This window comes from Rufibacter sp. JT3400010, from assembly GCF_054956755.1.
On the sequence record NZ_JBUDXA010000007.1, the window covers coordinates 182096 to 205592 of the forward strand.

General features: G+C 50.0%; 15 protein-coding genes. 7 read left to right on the top strand and 8 right to left on the bottom strand.

Going from position 1 to position 23497, the window contains the following annotated elements:
• Positions 1 to 205 precede the first annotated feature (205 nt).
• Positions 206 to 2314 carry a carboxy terminal-processing peptidase gene (locus ACY0JR_RS09700; protein WP_462633823.1) on the top strand — a complete coding sequence of 703 codons (2109 nt, stop codon included), beginning with the start codon at positions 206 to 208 and terminating at the stop codon, positions 2312 to 2314.
• A gap of 530 nt (positions 2315 to 2844) precedes the next feature.
• Here the strand turns inward: ACY0JR_RS09700 and ACY0JR_RS09705 are convergent.
• From ACY0JR_RS09705 to ACY0JR_RS09720, 4 genes are all read right to left on the bottom strand, one after another.
• Positions 2845 to 4008: a trans-sulfuration enzyme family protein gene (locus ACY0JR_RS09705; protein WP_462633824.1), complete on the bottom strand. Its 1164-nt coding sequence runs from the start codon at positions 4006 to 4008 to the stop codon at positions 2845 to 2847.
• Between the two features lie 141 nt (positions 4009 to 4149).
• On the bottom strand, positions 4150 to 5055 hold the full coding sequence (locus ACY0JR_RS09710) for a PorP/SprF family type IX secretion system membrane protein (protein ID WP_462633825.1): 906 nt from the start codon (positions 5053 to 5055) through the stop codon (positions 4150 to 4152).
• 745 nt (positions 5056 to 5800) lie between these two features.
• A complete protein-coding gene (gene ggt, locus ACY0JR_RS09715) occupies positions 5801 to 7516 on the bottom strand; it encodes a gamma-glutamyltransferase (protein WP_462633826.1) in 1716 nt (571 codons plus the stop codon).
• A gap of 131 nt (positions 7517 to 7647) precedes the next feature.
• Positions 7648 to 10590: an Ig-like domain-containing protein gene (locus ACY0JR_RS09720; protein ID WP_462633827.1), complete on the bottom strand. Its 2943-nt coding sequence runs from the start codon at positions 10588 to 10590 to the stop codon at positions 7648 to 7650.
• 834 nt (positions 10591 to 11424) lie between these two features.
• On the opposite strand from ACY0JR_RS09720, the gene ACY0JR_RS09725 reads away from it, so the two are divergent.
• Positions 11425 to 12462, top strand: coding sequence for a hypothetical protein (locus tag ACY0JR_RS09725; RefSeq protein WP_462633828.1), 1038 nt, complete (start codon positions 11425 to 11427; stop codon positions 12460 to 12462).
• Positions 12463 to 12612: 150 nt separating this feature from the next.
• On the opposite strand, the gene ACY0JR_RS09730 is transcribed toward ACY0JR_RS09725, so the two are convergent.
• The gene (locus ACY0JR_RS09730) at positions 12613 to 13080 is read right to left on the bottom strand and encodes a hypothetical protein (RefSeq protein ID WP_462633829.1); all 468 of its coding nucleotides are present in this window, start codon (positions 13078 to 13080) and stop codon (positions 12613 to 12615) included.
• 317 nt (positions 13081 to 13397) lie between these two features.
• Between ACY0JR_RS09730 and ACY0JR_RS09735 the strand changes: the two genes are divergently transcribed.
• Together ACY0JR_RS09735 and lysS are read left to right on the top strand one after the other, a co-directional pair.
• Entirely contained in the window at positions 13398 to 14393 is a 996-nt protein-coding gene (locus ACY0JR_RS09735; protein ID WP_462633830.1) for an aldo/keto reductase, read from the top strand.
• A 597-nt stretch (positions 14394 to 14990) separates the two neighbouring features.
• Complete coding sequence (gene lysS / locus ACY0JR_RS09740) at positions 14991 to 16511, top strand: lysine--tRNA ligase (protein ID WP_462633831.1); 1521 nt, start codon at positions 14991 to 14993, stop codon at positions 16509 to 16511.
• A 1060-nt stretch (positions 16512 to 17571) separates the two neighbouring features.
• On the opposite strand, the gene ACY0JR_RS09745 is transcribed toward lysS, so the two are convergent.
• Together ACY0JR_RS09745 and ACY0JR_RS09750 are read right to left on the bottom strand one after the other, a co-directional pair.
• A complete protein-coding gene (locus ACY0JR_RS09745) occupies positions 17572 to 18102 on the bottom strand; it encodes a YtxH domain-containing protein (RefSeq protein WP_462633832.1) in 531 nt (176 codons plus the stop codon).
• Positions 18103 to 18219: 117 nt separating this feature from the next.
• Complete coding sequence (locus ACY0JR_RS09750) at positions 18220 to 18507, bottom strand: YtxH domain-containing protein (protein WP_462633833.1); 288 nt, start codon at positions 18505 to 18507, stop codon at positions 18220 to 18222.
• A 262-nt stretch (positions 18508 to 18769) separates the two neighbouring features.
• On the opposite strand from ACY0JR_RS09750, the gene ACY0JR_RS09755 reads away from it, so the two are divergent.
• The 3 genes from ACY0JR_RS09755 (at position 18770) to ACY0JR_RS09765 (ending at position 21091) form a co-directional block, all read left to right on the top strand.
• A complete protein-coding gene (locus tag ACY0JR_RS09755) occupies positions 18770 to 19018 on the top strand; it encodes a Kazal-type serine protease inhibitor family protein (RefSeq protein WP_462633835.1) in 249 nt (82 codons plus the stop codon).
• Between the two features lie 4 nt (positions 19019 to 19022).
• Positions 19023 to 19397: a cupin domain-containing protein gene (locus ACY0JR_RS09760; RefSeq protein WP_462633837.1), complete on the top strand. Its 375-nt coding sequence runs from the start codon at positions 19023 to 19025 to the stop codon at positions 19395 to 19397.
• Positions 19398 to 19540: 143 nt separating this feature from the next.
• Positions 19541 to 21091: a M28 family metallopeptidase gene (locus tag ACY0JR_RS09765; protein ID WP_462633838.1), complete on the top strand. Its 1551-nt coding sequence runs from the start codon at positions 19541 to 19543 to the stop codon at positions 21089 to 21091.
• Between the two features lie 363 nt (positions 21092 to 21454).
• On the opposite strand, the gene recN is transcribed toward ACY0JR_RS09765, so the two are convergent.
• Positions 21455 to 23113 carry a DNA repair protein RecN gene (gene recN / locus ACY0JR_RS09770; RefSeq protein WP_462633839.1) on the bottom strand — a complete coding sequence of 553 codons (1659 nt, stop codon included), beginning with the start codon at positions 23111 to 23113 and terminating at the stop codon, positions 21455 to 21457.
• Positions 23114 to 23497: the final 384 nt, after the last annotated feature.

The window sequence follows — 23497 nt, forward strand, 5'->3', positions numbered from 1 at the left end:
CAAAAACAACGCTATGATTGTTAAAAAAATAAGCGGCAAAAAGAACAACTACTGCTACGTTCTGCTTACTTGCAAGTGTTTAGCAAATAATCTTGAAACGTTCACACCTTTCTAGTGCCTGGCTACGTTTAACGTAGAGAATTGCACCCGCAAAACAGGCACTACTTTTGTATATACATTAACAGACATTCCTTAGAGATTTTATATGTTTTCATTTAAGAAAAAACTGGTTGCCTACGGTACTGCCGCCTCAGTGGTGTTCGGCATTGCCTCCTACAAACTGCTGGAGACAGATGGCGCAGTAAGGGACCAGAAAAACGAAGTACTTACCAAAGTCCTCATGCAGGGCTTAAGCTCGGCGCACTATTCACCGGAGCGTTTAGACGATAATTTCTCCAAAAAGGCCTTTAATCTGTACTTGGAGCGGCTGGACTACAACAAGAAATTCCTGTTGCAGTCAGACGTAGACCAACTGGCAGCTTACCAGACCCAACTGGACGATGAGTTCAAGAACGGTTCTTTCAAGTTCTTTGACCTTTCCATGACCCTTTTCCAAAAAAGGCTCAAAGACGCCGAAGGCTACTACAAAGAGATTCTGGACAAGCCCTTTAATTTTGACCAGGACGAAACCATTGAGGTGAAACCAGAGAAACTGAAGTTCGCTTCTTCTCCGGCTGCTTTGAAGGAAGAATGGCGAAAATACCTCAAATACCAGGCGCTCATTAGGGTGGCAGATGCCGTTGACAGCCAGCAAAAAGCAGACTCAGCTGGTTCTAAAGAAGCCAAGAAGAGCATGCCCGAGATTGAGGCCGATGCCCGTAAGAAATTACGCGAAAACTATGACGATTTGTTTAAGCGCATGGGCCAGATGGAAAACGAAGACTATCGTTCTTCTTACCTGAACTCTTTCGCCAACATTTATGACCCGCATACCGAATATTTCGCTCCTAAAGAGAAAGAAGACTTTGACTACGAGTTCTCCGGACGCTTGGAAGGAATTGGCGCGTTGCTACAGGAGAAAGACGGTGTGATCAAAGTGTCTGAGATTACCCCAGGCAGCCCTTCTTACCTGCAAGGCGAACTGAAACCCGGCGACGTGATTCTGAAAGTAGCCCAGGGCGACCAGCCTCCGGTAGACATTGCCGGCATGCGCATTGACAAAGCGGTGACCCTCATTAGAGGTAAAAAAGGCACCGAAGTTCGTCTGCACGTGAAAAAGGTAGATGGTACCATGAAAGTGGTCTCTATCATCAGAGACGTGGTGGTTCGGGAAGAAGGCTATGCCAAATCTTTGTTGATCAAAGGACCAAAACCAATTGGGTACATTAACCTACCTGCTTTCTACGCCGACTTTAAAAACGCCGGTGGCCGCAACAGCGGAAAAGATGTGGCTGTCGAAATCCAGAAACTGAAGCAGGAAAACGCCCAAGGCATTATCCTTGACTTAAGAAACAACGGTGGTGGCTCTTTGCAAGATGTGGTAGACATGGTGGGACTATTCATCAAGTCTGGCCCCGTGGTACAGGTAAAATCAGCCAATGGCCCTGCCGCTGTGCTGGAAGACAGAGATCCGCAGATTCAGTTTGGTGGTCCTCTGGTAATCTTGGTGAATGAGAACAGTGCCTCGGCGTCTGAAATCATGGCTGCTGCCATTCAGGACTACAAACGCGGCGTTATTGTAGGAAGCTCTACCTACGGTAAAGGCACCGTGCAACAGTTCTTCGACCTTGACCAAGTTTTACCAGCTTCTTTTGACGCCGTGAAACCCTTAGGTCACCTGAAACTGACCACTCAGAAGTACTACCGCATCAGCGGAAAAACAGTGCAGCTGCGGGGCGTAACGCCAGACATCGTGCTTCCAGATACCTATACTTACCTGAAATACGGTGAGAAAGAGCAGGAATACGCGCTTCCGTTTGACGAGATTCAGTCAGCGAAATACAGCACCTGGAACAGCCCTACCTTCTCTATTGAGAAGCTGAAAGCCTCTGCCAAAACCAGAATCGCGGCTAGCCCAACCTTCTCTTTGATCAATGAGAGCGCGAAACGTCTGCAAGAAAGAACCGAAGTTTCTACCCGTTCCCTGAAGTTGAGCACCTACTTAGCCGAAGAACGTCGCGCCCAAGCTGAGTCTAAGAAACTGGAGAACCTGCGTAAAAACATCCCGCAATTAGATGTAGCCGGTCTGAAACCAGATGTGACCAAATTAGCAGGTGACACCGCCGCTTCAGCCCGCTTCCAAGCGTTCACCCGTAACGCCAAGAAAGACCTCTACATTCAGGAAGCCGTTTCTATCCTGAAAGACGGTTTATAATTTAAGATCCAACAACTAAAAAAAAGGCCACTACCCCTAGTAGTGGCCTTTTTTATGCCTTTTCCTGAAAACAGGCTTAAAACCAAGATTAAACAATCGGCGCGCCTTAAAAAATGGTGAAGTGTTAAAACCTGCCCTTTGAGGAGGAGAATACGTTTTATAAGGAGGGAATGCGTGTTAAGCAGGTGTAAACATCCCCCTCGCCCCCTTCAAAGGGGGAGACTCTGCTTTAGAGGGCAGATGGGCGGATGAAAAGACCACACAGGTTTTGAAAACCTGTGTGGTCTTTTCCTTTATACACGCATTTCCGTTTCCAGCCTTTCGCTTGAGCGCCTAGAGTTCGACCGTCCCTGAGCGAGAGCAAAGTGGACGAGGAGAAATCACAGCGCGAAGGCGGAAGGCGGGGCCTCGCGGCTGTGAGCGCTTATCGCTAGAAATGAAACAATACAGCACCTGCACCCACGAAAAAAGCAGCCAATCCAAGGGAACAGCAAACTGCATGCACCCACTCTTCGCAAAAAAACAGATCTTCATCCCCTCATCTTCCCAAAAGCCTGCTCCAAATCCCTAATCAAATACTCCGAATCCTCCAATCCAATGTAAAACCGGATGAGCGTAAAAGGCACCGCAGATTTGTAATTCCCCTCCTTATACGCTGCCGCCGCCGGATAAATCAACGACTCATGCCCACCCCAGGAAGCCGCCATGAGAAAATGTTGCAAACTGTCACAAAACGTTTCTACTTGCTTGAGGTCATCCGTTTTCAGCTTGATGGTGAATTGCCCCGTGTTGTTGCGTAGCTGCTTTTTGGCAAGTGCATACTGCGGGTGCTGGGGCAGGAAAGGCCAGATAATCTCAGCCACCTCTTCTCTTTGCTGCAAATAGGCTACAACCTGCCGGGTAGTCTGCGCCACCCGTTCCATCCTGAGCGGCAAGGTGCGTAACCCTCTCAACAAAAGCCAGGCATCGTGCGGCGACAACACTGCCCCCAAGGCCATGTACTCCGTCCGGAAGATTTGACGTATCCGCTCGCGGGTTCCGCAGACCACGCCACCCAGCACATCACTGTGTCCGCTAATGTATTTGGTAGCCGAATGCACCACCAGGTCAATGCCCAGAGCCGCCGGGTTCTGGTACAAAGGGGAGGCGAAGCTGTTGTCAACCACCGTTACAATGTTTCTTGCCTTGGCAATAGACGCCACTTCGGCTAAGTCTTGTAACTCAAAGGTGAAAGAGTTGGGACTTTCCAGATAATACAGCACCGTGTTCTCCTTGCTCGCCTGCGCGAAGTTCTGGGAATTGGTGCCGTCTATCATGGTCACCTCCACCCCAAACCGAGGCAGGAAATGGCGCATCAGTTTACCCGCACCAATGTAAGGTCTCTTCACGCAGACCACATGATCACCCGCCTTCACCTGGGACAGCACCGCCGCTGCTACGGCCGCCATCCCACTTCCAAAGGCAATAGCCTGTTCCGTTCCCTCTAAAGCAGCCATCTTTTCCTCCAGGATACTTACCGTAGGATTGTTGCCCCGGGAGTAGAAGTTCACCTCGGCCTCGTGGTGCACCATATGCCGCATTTCTTCCACGGTTCTGCAGGCAAAGTTGCTGGACTGAATAATGGGCGGGGTTACGGCATTGAAGTAATTGGCTCTGTCTTCACCAAGTTCGTTCAGGATATAGGAGAGGTCCATACAGCAGGGTTCATTTTCTCTTTCTACTGACCACCCGCAGAAAGGGTTGTAAGCCTGAATAGCCTCTGCCCTACCCAAAGTAGCATCAAAGAAAAAGGCTTGCCCAACGGCAAGCCTTTTTCTTTGATGCTTTCACCAGTACTAGAATCTAACCCGAAGATTCGCTTCTACCTGAGGATCTTGCTTCACTACGCCAGGAGTATCTTTTACAAGATCAAAGGTGGTGGAGAGTTGAACGTTATTCTTAATGTTAAACCCGGCACTCACGTTCCAGGGAGCGGTTTTGTCAAACTGACCGCGGTAGTTTACCCCAGCCGTCAGGAACTTGATGTTTGCTACTGCCCCAAACTGGTATTCCTGTTTTCCGTCCTTGAGTGGTTGGCTCATGAAGAAAGAGGGCGTGAGGCTATAGTCATAGGCGAAATCTATCTTGTAACCCGCAGTCACCAACAGTTCTCTAATGCCTTCATGCTCCGCGTCTCCTACCAGGTTATAGGTTGGGCTTAACAAACTGGCAAAGGTGGCACCGGCATAGAAGTTACGCACGTTCAACCAGACACCCGCATCTACATCGGGACGTAGGTCATTGTCATGGCCTACCATTTTCTTTTCGTCGCCACGGGTTTTCTCCGCCAAGTCCACGTTCAGGTATTCTGCCGCTAATTGCGCCCCGAAAGCAAGATTACTTCTTTCTCCCAACCGGAAACGTTTGGCATAGGTAAACCCTAGCTTTCCTAACCAGTACGGGCCGAACTGATCATATACCCCCACAATACCAATTCCGTTGGGGTTGGCGTCATCTACATATCCTTGGTAATGCACAATCACAGACAAAGGAGCCGATGAATTTCTTCCAGTGATGGAGTTGAGGTGACCTGATATTCCTAATTCTTTTCTCTTCTCTGATCCAGCAAAGGCGGGGTTCAGGTAAAAATAATTATTCTGGTAAAGGCGCGGGAGCACCATACGTTGAGGGTTTACCTGGGCCTGAGAAACACGAGTAGCCAACAGGAGCAAGCCTATGACAGCAATTTGCTTCAGATTCATTGTGAAATGTTAATAAAGGGACGTAATAATTAAGCTAAGCGTAGAGGTGGGGAATAGAACCGGCACTTTGAATTTTGTAACAGATGTAGAAACAACTGGCTACTCAAAATTTAAGTTCATGCAAATGTAACCCTATATATACACTTATAAAAATATTGACAGCCAAAATTATTCTATTTGCATGCTAAAACTTTATTACACAACGCTTTAAACAACATTAAAAAAGTGCAAATACATAAAATATTTCTAAATATCTTTTGCAATTATTGAATTTTACCTCGGTGACCATCCTGCCTCTTAACCACTCAAAGGAATTCCATAGTAAGTGCCCAAATGGAAAAGAGGCCCAAACCATAGATGGTGGTTTGGGCCTCTTTTATAGAAAACAAATTAGAAACAGAGTATTGCTGTGCGGGTGCTTTTACAAAACGTGTAACAATCCATAGTTAACGTGAACTCGGAATTAAAACAGAAGAGATATCCCATCTTGTTTACATAGATTATCTTCTACTATGTCCTACACGCATTCCGTCCTTCTTTAAAGGGTAGGGCCGTTAAGTTCTACCCTTTGAAGCCTTCATAAGGTGAAGCCCATTACCATTCTTGCACAGTTTGAGGCTATCGCCTCACTGAAGTTGCAAACTTCAGCTCATTTTAGGTCCAAGTTGCAAACTTGAACCATATCAATTTTTAGAACTTAACGGCCCTACTTCCAAGGGGGACGAAATTCGTAGGTTCACGTTCGTTAATACCCCAGCGCTGTATCATCTCCTCTAGGGTCTGCGCCGCCTTCCCAAACTCCGTTCTTCAATTTCAGGATACCATCTACCGCCCCGTAGTTTCCTCTGTTCTGCAGGATATGTCCTTTCTTCTGGAGCGCTTCTCGTACTTCAGGAGAAAGAGCGCCCGGTTCTGCCTCAATTCTGTCTGGCAACCATTGGTGGTGAAAACGTGGGGCAGCTACGGCCTGCTGCATACCCATTCCGTGGTCTACCACATTTAAGATGGCCTGGAACACCGAAGTGATAATGGTAGACCCGCCAGGCGTTCCTACCACCATGAACAGTTCCCCGTCTTTCTCCAGAATAGTGGGAGTCATAGAACTGAGCATGCGTTTGCCGGGGGCAATAGCATTGGCCTCCCCTCCTATCAACCCAAACATATTCGGCACTCCTGGCTTGGCGCTGAAGTCATCCATCTCGTTGTTCAGAATGAATCCAGCGCCTTCTACCACTACTTTTGAGCCATAGCCGCCGTTCAAGGTGGTAGTGATGGAAGCCGCATTGCCCCACTGGTCTACAATGGAATAATGGGTGGTCTGGTCACTTTCATGGGCTAGCAACTTCCCGGCCATCACCTGAGCCGAAGGCGTAGCCCGCTCCATGTCAAACGTAGCCATCCGGCTTTTCAGGTAGTCTGGGTTCAGAAGACTGGTTACGGGTACTTTAAAGAAATCGGGATCTCCCAGGTAAGTAGCTCTATCGGCATACACTCGTCGTTGGGCTTCAGTCATGGCATGCACGGTGGCGGGCTGCTGCCACCCCCAGGCATGCAAGTCAAACGGTTCCATCATCTGCAGCAGCTGAAGCAGTGCAATACCGCCGCTGGAAGGCGGAGGCATGGAAATAACCTTGTACCCGCGGTAGGTACCTGTAATGGCAGACCGCCACACAGATTGGTATTCTTTCAGGTCCTGGTGCGAGATGATCCCTCCGCCCCGGCGCATTTCTTTCACCAGCAGATCTGCCGTTTCACCTTCATAAAACCCGGCGCGCCCTTTGTCCCGAATACGTTCCAGCGTACTGGCTAATTCTGGCAGGGGCAGCACGTCTCCTTTTTTCCAGGGCGAATTTCTGACCACCGACGGGGTAAATTTATTTGCTTGCAAAAAGCTTTCTTTCGCATTATTGAGCATCTGGGCTTCGCGCTCGGTCAGGACCACTCCTTTGCGGGCCAAGTCAATAGCGGGCTGCACCACCTGTGCCCACGGCAAACTGCCCAGTTTCTGATGCATGGCCACCAGCCCGTCTACCGCGCCAGGTACGCCTACGGCTAAATGCCCTAGCGTACTGGCATCTGCCACCACATTACCCTGGGCATCTAAATACATGTCACGAGTGGCCGCTTTTGGAGCTTTCTCGCGGTAATCCAAGGCACCAATTTCACCGTCCTGCTTGCGGTACACCAGAAAACCACCGCCGCCAATGTTCCCCGCCACCGGATAGGCTACCGCCAGTGCAAAACCGGTAGCCACGGCCGCATCATAGGCATTACCGCCCTTCTGCAAAATCTCCAAACCAATGCGGGAAGCCTCTGGATGCGCACTCACCACCATTCCCTTCTTTCCGGTCACCCCTGTTTCGGCTTGCGCCGAAGAGGCTGGTTTATGGGCGGGTTTGCAGCCAGTAAGCTGCCAGAACAACCACAGGCAGATGAACGGATAAGCGGAAAGTTTTTTCATGTTGGTTTGTGAGAGATATGATGAAAACAGCCCTAAAACGGGGCTTACCAGACGTGTAAGTAAAGAAATTTATCGGCACAAAAAAAGCCTGCCAACGTACCGCTGGCAGGCTTTCCATTTGATGGGTCTTGTTATTTTTTGATGATTCTGGCTTGATACGACTGCGTACCCGCCTGTACCTTTACCAGGTACATGCCTGCCGCAGCAGAGCTTAGTCTCTGGGTAAGCAACGCATTCAGGTTTTGCTCAGAACCCATGGCTTTCAGGAGCACCTCGCCCCGCAAGCTATACACGGTTACGAAGATTTTTTCCTGGGCTACGCCAGCCGGAAGACGCAGCGTTACAGTTCCGTTGGTTGGGTTAGGCGACACTCTGAACGTCCCTCGCAGATCTTCTTTCACCGCCAACGGGTCATTGGGCGTAAAAGCAAAGCGCGCGAACACCGGCAAGTGGTCTGAGGTAGTGTTGGAATAGTTGTTCACGTAGGCTCTTGGGTCTTCAATGGTAATGGAGTTCTCTACGTAATCATCTACCAACTCATTAGTGATGATGATGTGGTCCAGGAAGCTGTTAGAGCTTGGGAAAGAGAAGCCGCCGTTCTGCGCTAACGTTTGGGTCAGGGTTTTGTAATCTGCTACATCGCTTACAAAAGCATTGTAAGAAGAAACACCGCCTGCATTAATGGAGCCCACTACGTTGTCATTGAAGTCACCCAGTATAATCACGTTGTGCTCCGCGTAGTACGTATCCAGGGTATCTTTCAATACTTTCAGGTCAGCTACTCTACGGTTAAAGTCGGCATTGGCGCTACCTGACTTAGCATGAATGTCAATGACTCTGATGCGCTTGGTGATACCGCCTACGGTTACGTCAAACGTACCCATGTAAGGCAATCTACCTGAGGACCAGAAATCATCGTCAATCAGCGTGGTAGTTTTAGCAACGGCTTGTCTGTACAAACCTTCAAACATCACTCTGAAACCTACCGGCCTAACGGTGGCGGTATTGTAGATGAAGCCAATCTTCTGGGCCGGGAACGGCTCAGTAGAGCTGTTTGGCTTAATGGAATACGAATACACCGGAGAAATCTGCTTGGCGTAGGTTCCGGGCAAATTAGCAATTACCTGGTTCACGGCCGTTTCATCACTGATTTCCTCAATACCAATGATATCCATGTTGAGGGTGCGCAGCACGGTAGTGGCGTTGGTGACCTGTAAAGCGGCATCGGCGGGACCGTAATTACCGGCAATCTGCGTTCCATTGCCAAAGAATTCCATGTTGTAGGTGGCTACGTCAAAAGTCTCTGATTTAGGGAAAGAAGAACCGGTAAGGGTAATAGTTTTCACATCCAATCCGGTACCGGCGAAGGTAATCTGCCCGTCTACTTTCAGTAGCTTGGCAGTTGGAGCGAAACGAACCTGAACGGTTTTGCCCGTTGCGGCCGCGGCTTCAGCCTCTGGGATAGTAACAGTAGTCGCGAAGGAAGTGCCGTTGTCGGTAGAAAGTTGGAAACCAGCCGAAGCGGTTAACGTGATGTTTCCGTAACCTACGGCTCTAAACGTGAAGGATTGAGCGGCAGAAAAGCTTCCGGCTGCTACTTCCCCAAAGTTGAAGGCGGTGGTAGGAATGTTGTTGTAACTGCTCAGATCCTGAATTCTGAAGTCATCTACGGTCCAGCGGGAAGCGCCCGTGGCGGTGGTGTAGACAAAAGCTACGTATTTGGCCATTTTAGGCAAGACAATACCTTGTGAAAGGGTCCAGAGGTTGCTGTTAGCAGCCGGGAACACGCCGGGGATTTCGGTCCAGGTAGCATTGTTCGGGTTACCGGTTCCGGCATAGTCAGCTGAGTACATGAGTTTCAATTGGTCTCCCGCAAACGCCGAGATGGTCCAGAAGTCCAGCACCGGAGTGTTGGTAAAAGAAGCCAGGTCTAACTCCGGAGAGATCAGCCAGTCTTCATTAGGTACGTTGGTGTTGTTAGAGAAACCGTTGATCTGTACCGCCTTGTTCGGCGTAGCCGCATTACAACCCACCAAGCAATCACGCCCAAAGTTGGTGCTAGCCCACACCTGCGGACCAGTCACGCTAAACTGCGTCCAGCCGCTGTTGGTGAAGAAAGTTGGATCATTGAAGTTCTGCACGTAAGGGTTGATGCCCACTCCGGTAAGGTTCACTGTGGCGGTTTGCGCACCAGCCGAAGTATGGCTGATGGAACCTGTGGCATTACCGGCTGCGGTTGGTGTAAACTGCACATACACTTTCTGGGCAGTAGCTAATTCAGCGGCGGTAAACGTAAGAGCAGTGGCGGCAAAAGCCCGGTTGGTCTTGGAAATCTGGAAAGGACCCGTCACCGCTACGGTTACATCTCCTGTTACATTTGCTCCCGACAGGTCATAGGACATTACTTTTGTTTTACCCACAGCCGTGTAGGAAAAATCAACAGTTTCAACAGAAGCGGTGAGCACCGGTGAAGCAACGGCTGCGGTGGTAAACGTCAAAGCTGTGCCCGTAACCCCGGCGAAGAAGTTGCCTGAGGCATCTTTAAAGGCATCATTGGCGATGGTTACTGTGTAGGTAACTCCAGGAGCAAGTCCTAGGCCGCTTAAGGTAACAACAGCACCATTGATGCTATTTCCGGCATCTGAGACATTTTCAGTAAGGGTGGTTCCGTTGCCCGTGATGGTGACAATACCGGTTCCGGCAACAACCGGCTCGCTGAAGGTCAGAACCAGATCAGTGGCCGTAGATACGTTGGTAGCACCAGCTGTTGGAGAAGAGGAAGCCAAAGTTGGAGCAGTAATATCGGCCTGGGCCGAAGGAGTGACATTTGCCCAGTTAGAACTAACCTTAATCGCATCAAGGGCAAGCGTTGGGGCAAGTCCATTGGCTGTTCCCTGGCGCAATGCAATTGAACCAAGGTTAGCAGGATCACTGCCGCCGGTTGCACTCACATTACTTGTGGTAGGTTCTGCTGCTCCTAACGCAGGGTTTATAAACAACTCCACTACGTCATTAGAAGCCCCGGAAACAAATGTATGCTTAAGAACAACCAGATAGGTTTTATTCAACTCCAAGACTTCAGTTCCATAAGCAGGAGTTGCAGAAGAGATACTAGCTCCTAGCAGAACGCCACCTGTTGTACTTTTAGCAAATACCCTGGGTACATAGGTGCTTCCTATTGAAGCAGGGCCTAAGTGAAAGAAATAATCTCCGGTGGCCTGTGCGGCTGTAAAGTTTACCAGAAAAGACGCATAAACTACTCCTTCTGTATAGGTGGTGCCAATGGCTCTGTTTACATCTTCCCCGCCAGTACCTAGTCTTATAGCGTTACCAACATTAGAGCCTGCTAAAGTAGAATAAGAAAGCCCTGGGCTTACAGTTTTTATTGCGTTGGTACCAGCTCCACTATGAGCTGCCCAACCATTCTTTGTTAACTCAGAGTCTTGAGGATATTCAAAATCTTCTTTGAACGTCTGCCCAAGAGCTTTCCCGCTACTCCCCAGTCCAAGGAGTGCAACCAGCAGGAAACTTAATTTGTGTAAAGGTTTAAACATAAGAATAGAATAAGTGAAAAGGTAGAAGAACAAAGGGGGCTTCCCGCAAAAAGGCTAATACACCGCCTAAAACGAAGATCTGTTCCCTGAAACAAAAGTAACCAATCCTGTGGGAGGTCATGTTATGAATCAATTATTTTTTCCCACGCACTCAGACTTTTATCATTCGGCACCTCGCATTTCTTATGGCATACCAGGCTCATTTGTGCTGGCTACTAAGGTTGGAAAACACAGTTTGCTAACCACATGATTTTTCTAATAAATATTTTACAAGTATTTGATAACCAACAGTATATAAACCTAAAAATATTAGCAAAAATGCAACTCTAGCTACGTCAAATGTGTTTTTAAAACATGAAGAAGGTACTAGACGAAAACGTGATTCCGCTCTTTCAGGAAGAGCAAAAGCCCCAGGATTCTGCCTGGCGGCGATCCATTCCGGCGCAGGTATTCCTGAACTATTTCTTTGCGATCAATTACCACATCAGCCATAGTCCGGAAGAAGCGGGTCTGAGAAATAATGCCTTTTTCAGACAACATTCTGCCAATCTAACGGAGCAGGATCTGGAGGCACTTGCCCGCATTTTGCACAATAGCTGGAGCACGGAGTATGCCCTTCGGGCTACGGCCGAATTGGGCGACGAAACGTATCTGCGCAATGCCCTGCACTGGACCTTTCCGCAGGCGTATTATTCTATCTTTGCCGGGCTGCAGGCGTTCCTGTACACGCTGGGCACCAAGACCAACAACGAGGCGGCCATCAGAAGAGAGGCTGGCCGGTTGGTGGTGAAGAACGCCTATCCCAGAGCCATTGGGTACTATGCCGCCGGCGCGTACAATGATTTCAGCATCCATCGGTTGCCCTTGGCGGGCTACAAAGCGGGACTACAGATTGCAGGCAAAGAGATTGAGGCGCAAGCCCAGATTGGTCAGTTTCTACGCACCACCAGAAAATTGACGGCTAACGCGGTTCGGCAACAGGTGCAGCGGAATCCGGCCACGGCTATTAAGAGCAGCAAAACCGGGAAAGTCTTAGACAAATGGTCTCCGCAACACTGGCAGCAGATTACTTGGCGTTTGGGTTACACCACCTTGTTTGATCTCCTGAGCCGTTTACGTATCTCTTCCACGCAGAAAGAGATTGAGCGTTTTGTAGAAGCCCAAATAGACTTCAAGCTGTTCCATGAGTGCCTGCTGTCCATTGTCAGTTACATGAACGGCTTGCATGAAAGCTATGTGGCGCAGGCCATAGGCCTAGAGAAGTACCGCAAAGTGGTGGCCGAACTGCCCGAGCATTTACGCCACAGCTTTGTAAAAACCCGCTTGCACGAGATGGTGGAACCCCTCTTCACCGAAGGAACCCCAACCATGCAACTCTCTGCCGCCGCTTAATGGAAGAAGTATATGGGTGAATATATTTACTAGCTTTTCGGCCTGTTTTCACCAAAACAGGCCGAAATCATTTTAGAGAAGGCCATTTCATTTCTGTTTAATTTAGCACTTCTCCAATCTACACATCTCCTAATCTGCACATCTTCAAATCTACTCATGGCTGAATTTCTCAATCTGAACTCCCTTAGCTCCCGCTAACTTCAAGGCCTCCATGGCGCAATGGTTAATTTGCTTGAGTTTCAGTTCATGTCCCTCAAAAAGGGCTAACACCTCGGGGTCTACCGAGGCCGGATCGGCGGCCTCCTGCATGTGGCCTGCCTGCTCAATGGTGAAACAGATTGACTTGATTTTTTCGCCTTTCACCCGCACCTGGGCGGCGTTGAACTTTATGAGGTTTTGTTTGAGGTAATCGCGCACAAAATCACCTTCCTCAATGTCTGTCTCGGCTAGCCGAAGCACTTCCTGGTAACTGCGTTTGTGCAGAAATTCCTTTAAGGTGGGTTGCAGCATTTTGCGGACCTGCGGCTCGCTTATCTGGTGGGCGTAGATCAGAATATTGAAAATCCAGCGCAGGGTGCCATCGTTTTCCTCAAAAATCAAACTCAGTTCACACTTCATAACTTGGGGGATATTTTTCCCTCTTTAACGGCTAAAGCCGATGAAAGATGAGTATTTACCGCTTTCGTTTCGGCTTTAATTCTGAAAAACAGGCTATAAAATGCCTAAAAACGCCATTTTTCTTAGAAGTAGGTACGGCCTAGCTCTTTCGGCGCAAATCCCCAATCAAACATTCTTTCCTACTACACTTGGTAACTCAGAGACTACCATCAGTTTTCTGCTCAAAAAGGTATAATTGATTTTCTTTGGCACTCGTAAACAGGTGAGATTGCCCGGCAGGGCAGTTTCATCACATTCATCAGCTTACCTTAGAAACCATGGAATACAGAAAATTAGGAACCACAGACCTGGAAATATCAGTGTTAACCTTCGGCGCCTGGGCAGCCGGCGGCTGGATGTGGGGCGGCACCGAGCGCCAGGAAGCCGTAGACGCCATCAAGGCTGCCTATGACCACGGCATGACCTCTATTGACACGGCACCCATCTACGGCCAGGGCCTGAGTGAGGAAATTGTGGGCGAGGCCATCAAAGGCATTCCGCGCGACAAAGTGCAGATTCTGACCAAATACGGCATGCGCTGGGACCTAGCTAAAGGCGATTTCGCCATGCACAGCCAAGATAACCAGGGCAACGACATTGATGTCTACAAATACGCCGGCCGCGAAAGCATTATCAAAGAGTGCGAAGACAGCCTCCGCCGCCTAGGCACCGATTATATTGACCTCTACCAGATTCACTGGCCAGACATCACCACCCCTATTCAGGAAACCATGGAAACGGTGGCCGAATTGATAAAACAGGGCAAAATCCGTCAGGCCGGGGTTAGCAACTACAACGTGGCCCAGATGCAGGAAGCCGAAAAGTACATTACCTTGGCCTCTAACCAAGTGCCGTACAGCATGGTCAGCCGTGGCATTGAGGCCGATGTAGTGCCACACAGCCTGGAAAAGCAAATCTCCATTCTGGCCTACAGTCCAATGGAACGCGGCTTACTGACTGGCAAAATCAAACCCGGACACCACTTCAACGAGGGCGACCACCGCGCCAGCCTGCCCGTGTACCAACCCGAGAACCTGGTGAAAGTGAACGCCTTTCTGGACAAGATCAAGCCGCTAGCCGATGACAAAAACGCCACCCTCGGCCAATTGGTGCTGCGGTGGACCATCGCGCAGCCCGGCATCACCATTGCCCTGGTAGGTGCCCGCAACGCCGAGCAGACCATCCAGAACGCCAAAGCCATGGACGTGCAACTGAGTCAAGACGAGATTACTTTCATTACCGATGAACTGAACAAGTTAGAGTTGCCTAAATAGCGTTTGCTTGCCTTATTACTTTAAATCGAATGGGGCTGTTTTATGGAAAACAGCCCCATTCGATTTTTTTGGTATAGGGATTTGCTGGATGCAGATGCTTTCCCCTCACGGAAGTTGCAAACTTCCGGTCATGATGGGTCCAAGTCACAGACTTGAACCATGATACTTTGTATTTTATACCAACCCTATTTTCCCCTTTCCAGTCTTCCCCGAGCGCTCCTCGCTTTTGGCCCTGGATTGGCAGAACTAAGCGCAAAGGACACTGCAGGCCGAAAGGGCAGTGCGCGAGGGAAAGACGGGGCCTCGCGGCCGTGAGCGCACGGAGGGCAGCTATAAAACAACAAAGCATAAGGGCATCGCATCAACCAGCCGCTACGACAGCAACTGGCAAACGAAATGCACAAAGCTTTTTTCTAGAAGGGCAGCCCTTCAGGTTGTTGGTGATAACACCAACAACGGCGAAAGCAATAGCAAACTGCATGCACCAGCCAATACCCACCTTTACAACCTCATAAAACGATTCAACAGGATTACTCCTTATGTATGAGAATAATTTCCGAAATTCGCGAATTGAATTAAAACTGAAAGACCGTTTCCATGCATTTAAGCGAACAGGAACTACGCCGGCGCCATGAGCGCGAAGAGCTCCAGAAGATGGGCATCAACCCCTACCCTTCCGAACTTTTTGACGTGACTGCCACGGCCAAGGATATAAAGGACAACTACGATCCGGAGCAGAACAACTACCAGGAAGTGAGCCTGGCCGGTCGCTTGATGAGCCGCCGCGTGATGGGCAAGGCCTCGTTTGCCGAATTGATGGACAGCTCGGGCCGCATCCAGATCTACGTTTCCCGTGATGACATCGCCCCGGGCGAAAACAAAGACCTGTACAACACCGTGTTCAAGAAAATGCTGGACATCGGGGACTTCATCGGCGTGAAAGGCTACGTATTCAAAACCCAGGTGGGCGAGACATCGGTGCACGTAACTGAGTTGACGCTGCTGGCAAAGTCTTTGAAACCACTTCCTATTGTGAAACGTGAGGTGGACGAAAACGGTGTAGAGCACGTCTACGATGCCTTCACCGACCCGGAACTGCGTTACCGCCAGCGGTACGTAGACTTGGTGGTGAACCCAGACGTGCGCGACACCTTCATCAAGCGCACCAAGCTGGTGAACACCATGCGCGAGTACCTGAACGAGCGTGGTTACCTGGAGGTGGAAACCCCCATCCTGCAGCCCTTGTACGGAGGCGCCGCCGCCCGACCGTTCAAGACGCACCACAACACCTTGGACATGACCTTGTACCTGCGTATCGCCAATGAGCTGTACCTGAAGCGTCTTATTGTGGGCGGGTTTGATGGCGTGTACGAGTTCTCTAAGGACTTTAGAAACGAAGGCATGAGCCGTTTCCACAACCCTGAGTTCACCCAGGTGGAGCTGTACGTAGCGTACAAAGACTACTACTGGATGATGGATCTGGTGGAAGAGATGGTAGAGAAAGTGGCCCTGGCGCTACACGGCACTACTCAGGTACAGGTAGGTGAGAACGTGATCAACTTCGCGCGCCCTTGGAAGCGTTTCACCATGTTTGAAGCCATCCAGCATTTCACCGGCATCGATATCTCGGAAATGGATGAAGTCCAATTGCGCGAAACCGCTACCGGCTTGGGCATCAAATTGGACCCAACCATTGGGAAAGGAAAAATCATTGACGAGATCTTTGGGGAGAAATGCGAAGGCCAGTTGATCCAGCCCACCTTCATCACCGACTATCCAGTGGAGATGAGCCCGCTAGCCAAAAAGCACCGCAGCAAAGAAGGTCTGGTAGAGCGTTTTGAGGCGATCTGCAACGGAAAAGAGATCTGTAACTCCTTTTCTGAGCTGAACGACCCCATTGACCAACGCGCCCGCTTTGAAGAGCAATTGGAGCTTGGCAAACGTGGTGACACCGAAGCGATGGTTCTGGACGAAGACTTCCTGCGCGCCCTGGAGTACGGCATGCCACCAACCGCCGGTTTGGGAATAGGAATTGACCGTCTGAGCATGATCATGACCAACTCACAGTCTATCCAGGACGTGCTGTTCTTCCCGCAAATGAAGCCAGAGAATAATTAATGTGCTGATTTTTTAATGTGCTGATGTGCTAATGGTATTCAGCAGTTATATAACAAGAAAGGCCGCTCTAGTGAAAGCGGCCTTTCTTGTTATATGACTAAAAGTGAATTGGCTTTGTTTTAAGCCAGATTTGCAGAAAACAGGCTTGAGACGGCATTGGCACAGACGCTCGCAGGTCTGGAAGACACTGCGAGGTCTTTTGAGTTGGTGGTATATGTTAGACCAGCAATGCGTTTGAACGGCAGTGTAAACATCCCTCTTCGCCCCCTTCAAAGGGTAGGGCCGTTAAGTTCTACATTGGAGGTTTAAACTGCGGTAAAGTCCATTGCCTTTCTTGCAGAATTTGAGGCTAACGCCTCACTGATTTGCAAACTTCAGCTCATTTTAGGTCCAAGTTGAAAGCTTGAACCATATCAATTTTTAGAACTTAACGGCCCTGCCCTTCAAAGGGGGAATCTCTGCTTTAGAAAGGTAGAAGCCCGTTGCTACTTTCCCCTACACATTGCCAGTTCCAGTCTTTCCCGAGCGCGCCTCGCTTTTGGCCATAGATAGACTTTAACTAAGCGCAAAGGACAATCCGGGCCGAAAGGGCAGTGCGCGAGGGGAAGACGGGGCCCCGCGGCCGTGAGCGCACGGAGGGAAACCATGCAACAACAAAGCATAAGGGCGCCGCATCCACCCACCGCCACGCCAGCAACAGACAAACTGCATGCACTAAGCAAAAAAGAAAACATCAGTCCCAAAACACGCTTTTGGCTTACTATTGCCAAAACTGGCTCTAAACGCAGAAAGCCTTCCCCGTCTGGGAAGGCTTTCTTATATTGGTTAAATAACTTCTACTCGCTACTGCATGATGTGACTTTCGTCTGTGTTACTAAGCTATTCTCGTATCCCTTAAAAAGCTTAACCATACGGTCAATTTTATTTAAGTTTCAACGTCATCAAACAACTTCGTTTTACTTCATCTGTTTTACGATTTCTTATTTAACCAACATTTATACCTTCTTTAACGCTCACCACAACAGAAGGTTACAGCAGCTGTCAAAAAAGTCGAAATAAGTTAAGAAGAGGCTGCGGCTCCGCCACCTTTGGCGGTTCCTTTGGCTCTGCTGGCTCTTTTAGGCTTGGTAGTAGCTTTGGCCGCATCACCGGCATCAGCACTTGAAGCATTCACATCGGTATCACCGCCCAACGTACCAGCATCGGCACCGTAAGCACCACCGCCAATACCAGCTCCCATGTCTGACGGAGCAGTACCAGTGGCCGTATCCCGGGGATCATCACCGGTCATGGCCTCCACGTTGCCGCCAGTTGGATTGTTATCCAGGTGGGAAGTGGGAGTGGTATTGGAACCTAAGTTCACCACATCCGGATCTCCGCCGCCTGACGACTTACGACCTAAGAGCGCGCCGGCGCTGGAACCTATGCCCGATAGCGTAGAACCGAGGCCTGAACCCAGTTTTGAAGCAGATTTTTTCAGGTTTCCGCGGGTGGCTTCCCCAGCTTCAGGAGCCATTAAAATACCAGCCACCAAACCAGCACTAGCGCCGGCCAGCATAGCCAGAATTATTCTTCCATTATCGTCTTTCATGAGCTTATTGTTTAAAGGAACAATAGTTTTGATTACAAAACGTCCGTTACTTCTTAACGATAGCCGAAACTTTTGGTTATACCTGGGTTTGGCTGACGTTAGATGCTCACGTCAGGATTAAGACTGGGCACCAGCGTTGTCCGTACCGGTGGTAGTATCGTCAGCTCCGCCAGACTTAGCCGCACCGCTTCCACCTACTACACCGCTCAACATGCTGGTTAAGCCACTTACTTTCTCCAGGTAAGGAGCAATCTGTCCGTTTACGCTATCAGCTAATTGGCTTGCGGCCTTCAAGATACCTTCGCGTGATTCTTTTCCGTTACCCGGCGCCATTAAGATACCTGCAACTACACCAGCGGCGGCACCAGCGGCAGCGGCAACCAAGATTTTTTTGTCATTTTTCATAGTAATAAAGCTAAAAGGTTAAAATTACTTATTGAGTACGGGCCTCCACCTCTAATTAACGCAGGTGGATGCTCCGGCAATATGGCAAACAATAAATATATATTCTAATATATATTAAAGCTACAGCCGTATACGGACTAATACGGATACAGGTTAATCGATTTCGTTTAATTGATGCTAATTTTTGCCCTGCCCGTCAGTTAAAAACAGAATAGACTGGCAGATGGCATATTTCCGTATATTTCAGCAGACATTGACACCTATGAAAAACCAGTTCTTACCATCCTTACTCCTGCTGGGCAGCATTGCCTTTAGCTGCAAAAGCAACCAACAGACGGCCTCCGTTTGCATTGACCCCGCCAAAATTGACAAGGAACGCGCCTGTACCATGCAGTATGAACCCGTATGCGGCTGTGACAGCAAAACCTACGGAAACGCCTGCACGGCAGAAGCCCAAGGAATAACTTCCTACACCAAAGGCGAATGTGCCACCAAAGGCACCAACAACTAAGCTTATGAGCGATAAAAAATACTTCCTGCAAACAGCGCCCTTCCGGGTTCCCACCACAGACGGCAAACTCATAGAAGAGCATTTCGGGCTGGCCAGCACCCGTACCCAGGCCTTCAGCGTGGCCCACATGGTAGCGCCACCCCACTGGGGCGAACCGCACCAAAACCCCGAGTTCGACGAAGTCACCATCGTACTGCGCGGGCAAAAGCAAATTGAAATTGATGGTGAAACCGTGGTGCTCTCTGCCGGACAAACCCTGCTCATTAAAGCGGGGGCCCGCATCCGGTACTCCAATCCCTTTGACGAAGAATGCGAATACTGGTCTGTCTGCGTACCGGCCTTTGACATAAACACGGTGAACCGCGAAGACGAGGTGTAATCTTCCCCTTTGCTGCAACCTGAAACCGCTGCTTGCCTAAGTAGCTTTTCTGAATCTGAGCCACTTTCCTGAAAACTGGCCCTACACAGACCGCTTCCTTTAGCCGTGCTTTCATCTCCTTTGTTAACCAAAAATATAGACCTATGCCCCAGCCTTACTTTTCTATAAAACAGCTGAAACCCCTGGCCCCGGTTTGCTGCTTGGCGCTGCTTTCTTTAGCAGGATGCACTCGTCCGGCGGCAACGTCAAGCGGTACTCCCGCATCAGCCACTAATCCGCCTGCTTTCTCGGCTATCAAAGAAGAAGATTTACGCCGAGATCTGTTTGTCTTAGCCAGCGACAGTCTGCGGGGCAGACGGGCCGGGGAAACCGAAGAATTACAAGCCGCCACCTGGATGGCGGAACGGGCCCGCGAGGCGGGTCTGGAGCCTGCCGGCGATGATGGCACTTATTTCCAGTTTTACCCGCTCCGCCGCATGCAGGTCTCGCCCCAAAGCCAGATTACCCTGGCGGGCCAAAAGCTGCAGTTAGGCAAAGACGTATGGGTGACCTCGCCGGTGGAAGGCCAGGTAGAAGGCGCGCCGGTTTGGCTGAATGCCTTATCTGACACTACCCGGCAAAGCGTACGCGGCAAAATAGTTGCCATGAGAATGCTTCCGCCCACCACCCTTCCGGCACCGGGCATGAGTTTGTGGGGCTACCGGTACATTTTATCGGCGGTACGCCAGCAAGGAATGCTTTTGACCAGAGCCGGAGCTTCGGCCATTGTCCTGCTCGCAGATTCAACCACCCAGGCCAATATTGGGTTTGCGGGCCACGGCTTTGAAGAAGGGACGTACCAATTGGAAGGTTCTGCCGCACCCTCTACCAGCAGAGCCGTTCCCATTCTCATAGCACAACCCACCGTGAACGGCCAAAGCCTGCAAGACCAACTCCGGAAAGCAAACGGGTCTGCCAGAGTACAGGTGAAGGTAGACAGCTACGTGTATCCCTCAGCCAATGTAGTAGCCCGGGCGCCCGGCGCTGATCTCACGTTGAAAAATGAGCACGTCCTCTTCAGCGGCCACCACGACCATGACGGGGTAGGTGCATCGCTGCAAGGCGATTCCATCTGGAACGGGGCCGATGACAACGGCACGGTGAGTGTAGCCATGCTAGCCATTGCCCGCGCCTGGAAACAGAACCCTGGCCAACGCTCTGCGTTGTTTGTCTGGCACGGGGCCGAAGAACGCGGTTTGCTGGGCTCCCGTTGGTACGCCGAGCACCCAACCGTCAAGAAAGAAAGCATTGTGGCGGTACTCAACGGAGACATGATTGGCAGAAACGCCCCAGATTCTGCGGCACTGCTAGGCTCCACCAAGCCACACCGCAACTCCACGGCTTTGGTAGACATGGCCCTGCAAGCGAATAAGAACTTCTCTAAGTTTGCCATAGACACCTCTTGGGATGACCAACGCCATCCGGAAGGCTGGTATTTCCGGAGCGATCACCTTCCTTATGCGCGAGTGGGTATCCCCGCCATCTTCTTCACCACGCTCCTGCACCCAGACTACCACACGCCCAAAGACGAAGCCAACAGAATTGACTACAAGAAGCTGACCCGCATGACCAACTGGATGTACGCCACTGGTTGGGCTATTTCTAACACACCACAACGCCCTGCCCTTGATCCAGATTTCAAGTTAGAACGGTAATGTACATTTAGAGGCTATTTTCCTTGAAACAGGACCTAAACAGAAATCCCGCTGCAGTTTTGCAGCGGGATTTCTGTTTTATAGGAGCATAAGTGTTACATGACTCGATTTCCGTACGCCGTCGCTTGCCGTTGTTGGTGTTATCACCAACAACCGGAAATGGGGTAGCAACCGAATTGGGTAACCACAAGAGATTGCCCCTACTTCGGGAATGCCATGATCAGCAGATGTAAACACCCCTCTAACTCCCCTCAAGGGGAGAATCCGCTAGTAGGGAGTTAGAGGGGTTAAAAAAACAATTAAAAGTCATCAAGCGTTTACAGCCCAAATATGTAAAAACAAACCCTAAACGCTCTTCCCTGATCAAGCACTCAGCGCCAAGAGTTCTTTCGCGCTTTGGAAGGCATTTTCTGAGGGATTGGCTCCGGCAATCATCTGGGCAATTTCTACTACGCGTTCTTCGTGGCTTAACTGCCGAATGCGGCTGATGGTGCGGTCGGCGCGGTCTTCTTTGTAGACGAAGTAATGGGTTTCGCCCTGGGCGGCCATTTGCGGTAAGTGCGAGATACAGATTAACTGGTGCTTCTGCGACATCTGCTGCATCATTTTGCCTACTTTCACGGCAATCTCGCCGGAAATACCGGTGTCAATTTCGTCAAAGATGATGGTAGGCAAAGCGGTCTTGTCGGCGAGCAGGTACTTCACGCAAAGCATCAAACGGGAGAACTCACCGCCAGAGGCAGCTTTGCTCAAGGTCTGCGGGGCGGCTCCTTTGTTCGCGCTGAACAGGATGTTCACCACATCAATCCCCGTAGGAGCCGGAGCCGAAATCTTGTGTTCAAAGACCACGCGCGCGTTCGGCATGCCTAGTTCTGAAAGCAAGCTATGCAGTTCATCCTGAAAAATGGTGAACACGCTGGTACGGCTTTGCGATAAGGCTTCGGCACGGGTTTCTACTTCCTGCAGGGCAGCGGTCAGGGCTTTCCTGGTTTTCTCAATGGCGGCATCCAGGTTGTGGACACTGCTAACTTTAATTTCCAGTTCGGCCTGCAAGGTTAACAGTTCTTCTACGGTACGCACCTGGTGTTTGCGTTGGAGCGTGTAGATCAAGTCCAGGCGTTCCTGCAGTTGCTCGGCACGTTGCGGATCAGCCTCGGTTTTGCGTTCCGCGTCTTCCAGTTCACCCCCAATGTCAATCAGCTCAATAAGGCAACTGTCCAGGCGTTCTTTCAGGGTCTGGAAGGTTTCACCGTATTCGGTCACCTGGCCAATGAGGTGGCTGGCGTCTTTGAGGGCACCGGAAGCGTTGTACTCACTTTCAGAGATATATTGCAGCGCTTGGCTGAGTTTCATCTTGATCTCCTCGGCGTGCTCCAATTGCTTTAACTCCATTTCGTGGCTTTCCTGTTCTTCGGCCTGAAGATTCGCCTCTACCAATTCGTTCAGCAGAAACGTATTGTAGTCCAGCTCTTTCTGCGACTGCGCCAGTTGGCTTTCCAGGTCTTTGAACTCCTTCTCCAGCTTTCTGTAGCTGCGGTACGCGGTGCCGTAATGGGTCCGCAGATCCTCGTTCTGGGCGAAGGAATCCACAATGTTCAACTGGTAACCCTGGTCCCCCAACAGCAAGGTGTCATGCTGAGAGTGGATGTCCATGAGTTGCTCGCCAATGCGCCGAAGGGTCTCCAGCGTCACGGGTGTGTCGTTCACAAACGCCCGCGATTTGCCACTAGGGCTGATCTCGCGACGCAACAGACTCACCGGCTCAAAATCCAAGTCTTCTTCTTCAAAGAAGGAAGCCAGATCATATTCAGAAATATTGAAGGAGCCTTCTATCACGCACTTTTCATTCTGGTTGAAAAGCAGTTTAGAGTCGGCGCGGTTACCCAGCAGCAACCCGATAGCCCCCAGCATGATAGACTTACCCGCTCCTGTTTCACCGGTAATAATGTTCAGCAGCGGCGATGGTTGCAGCTCCAGCTGCTCAATAAGGGCGTAATTTTTTATCTTAAGATCTACGAGCATAAGGGATGAATGCCTCTTTCAGTTTGCGTTGTGGTGGTGTACTCCAATAGACAAAGATGCTAATTTATTTAGTTTAAAAACTAATGAATGTAGCTTATTTTCTTTGGCGGAGTCTTTTTTTTGGAAGCTTTGGGTTATGACGTTCCGGCACCAACACTACTCCCTGTACGAGCAACATAGGTAAAGGTACGGGCATCAGCTTCTAGTATAGAAACTTACATCTTTTGGAGAGAGTTTCAAAAAATCACCCGCACTTCCACTTTCCTTTAGCAGAAGTTTTACGCATTTTCCCGAAGGACATACCAGCCCCTTTTAGAGGAGATTTCTGGAAATCAAAGCTGAAATCCATAAGCGTTTAGCGGGTATTTTCCTGAAAACACCCGC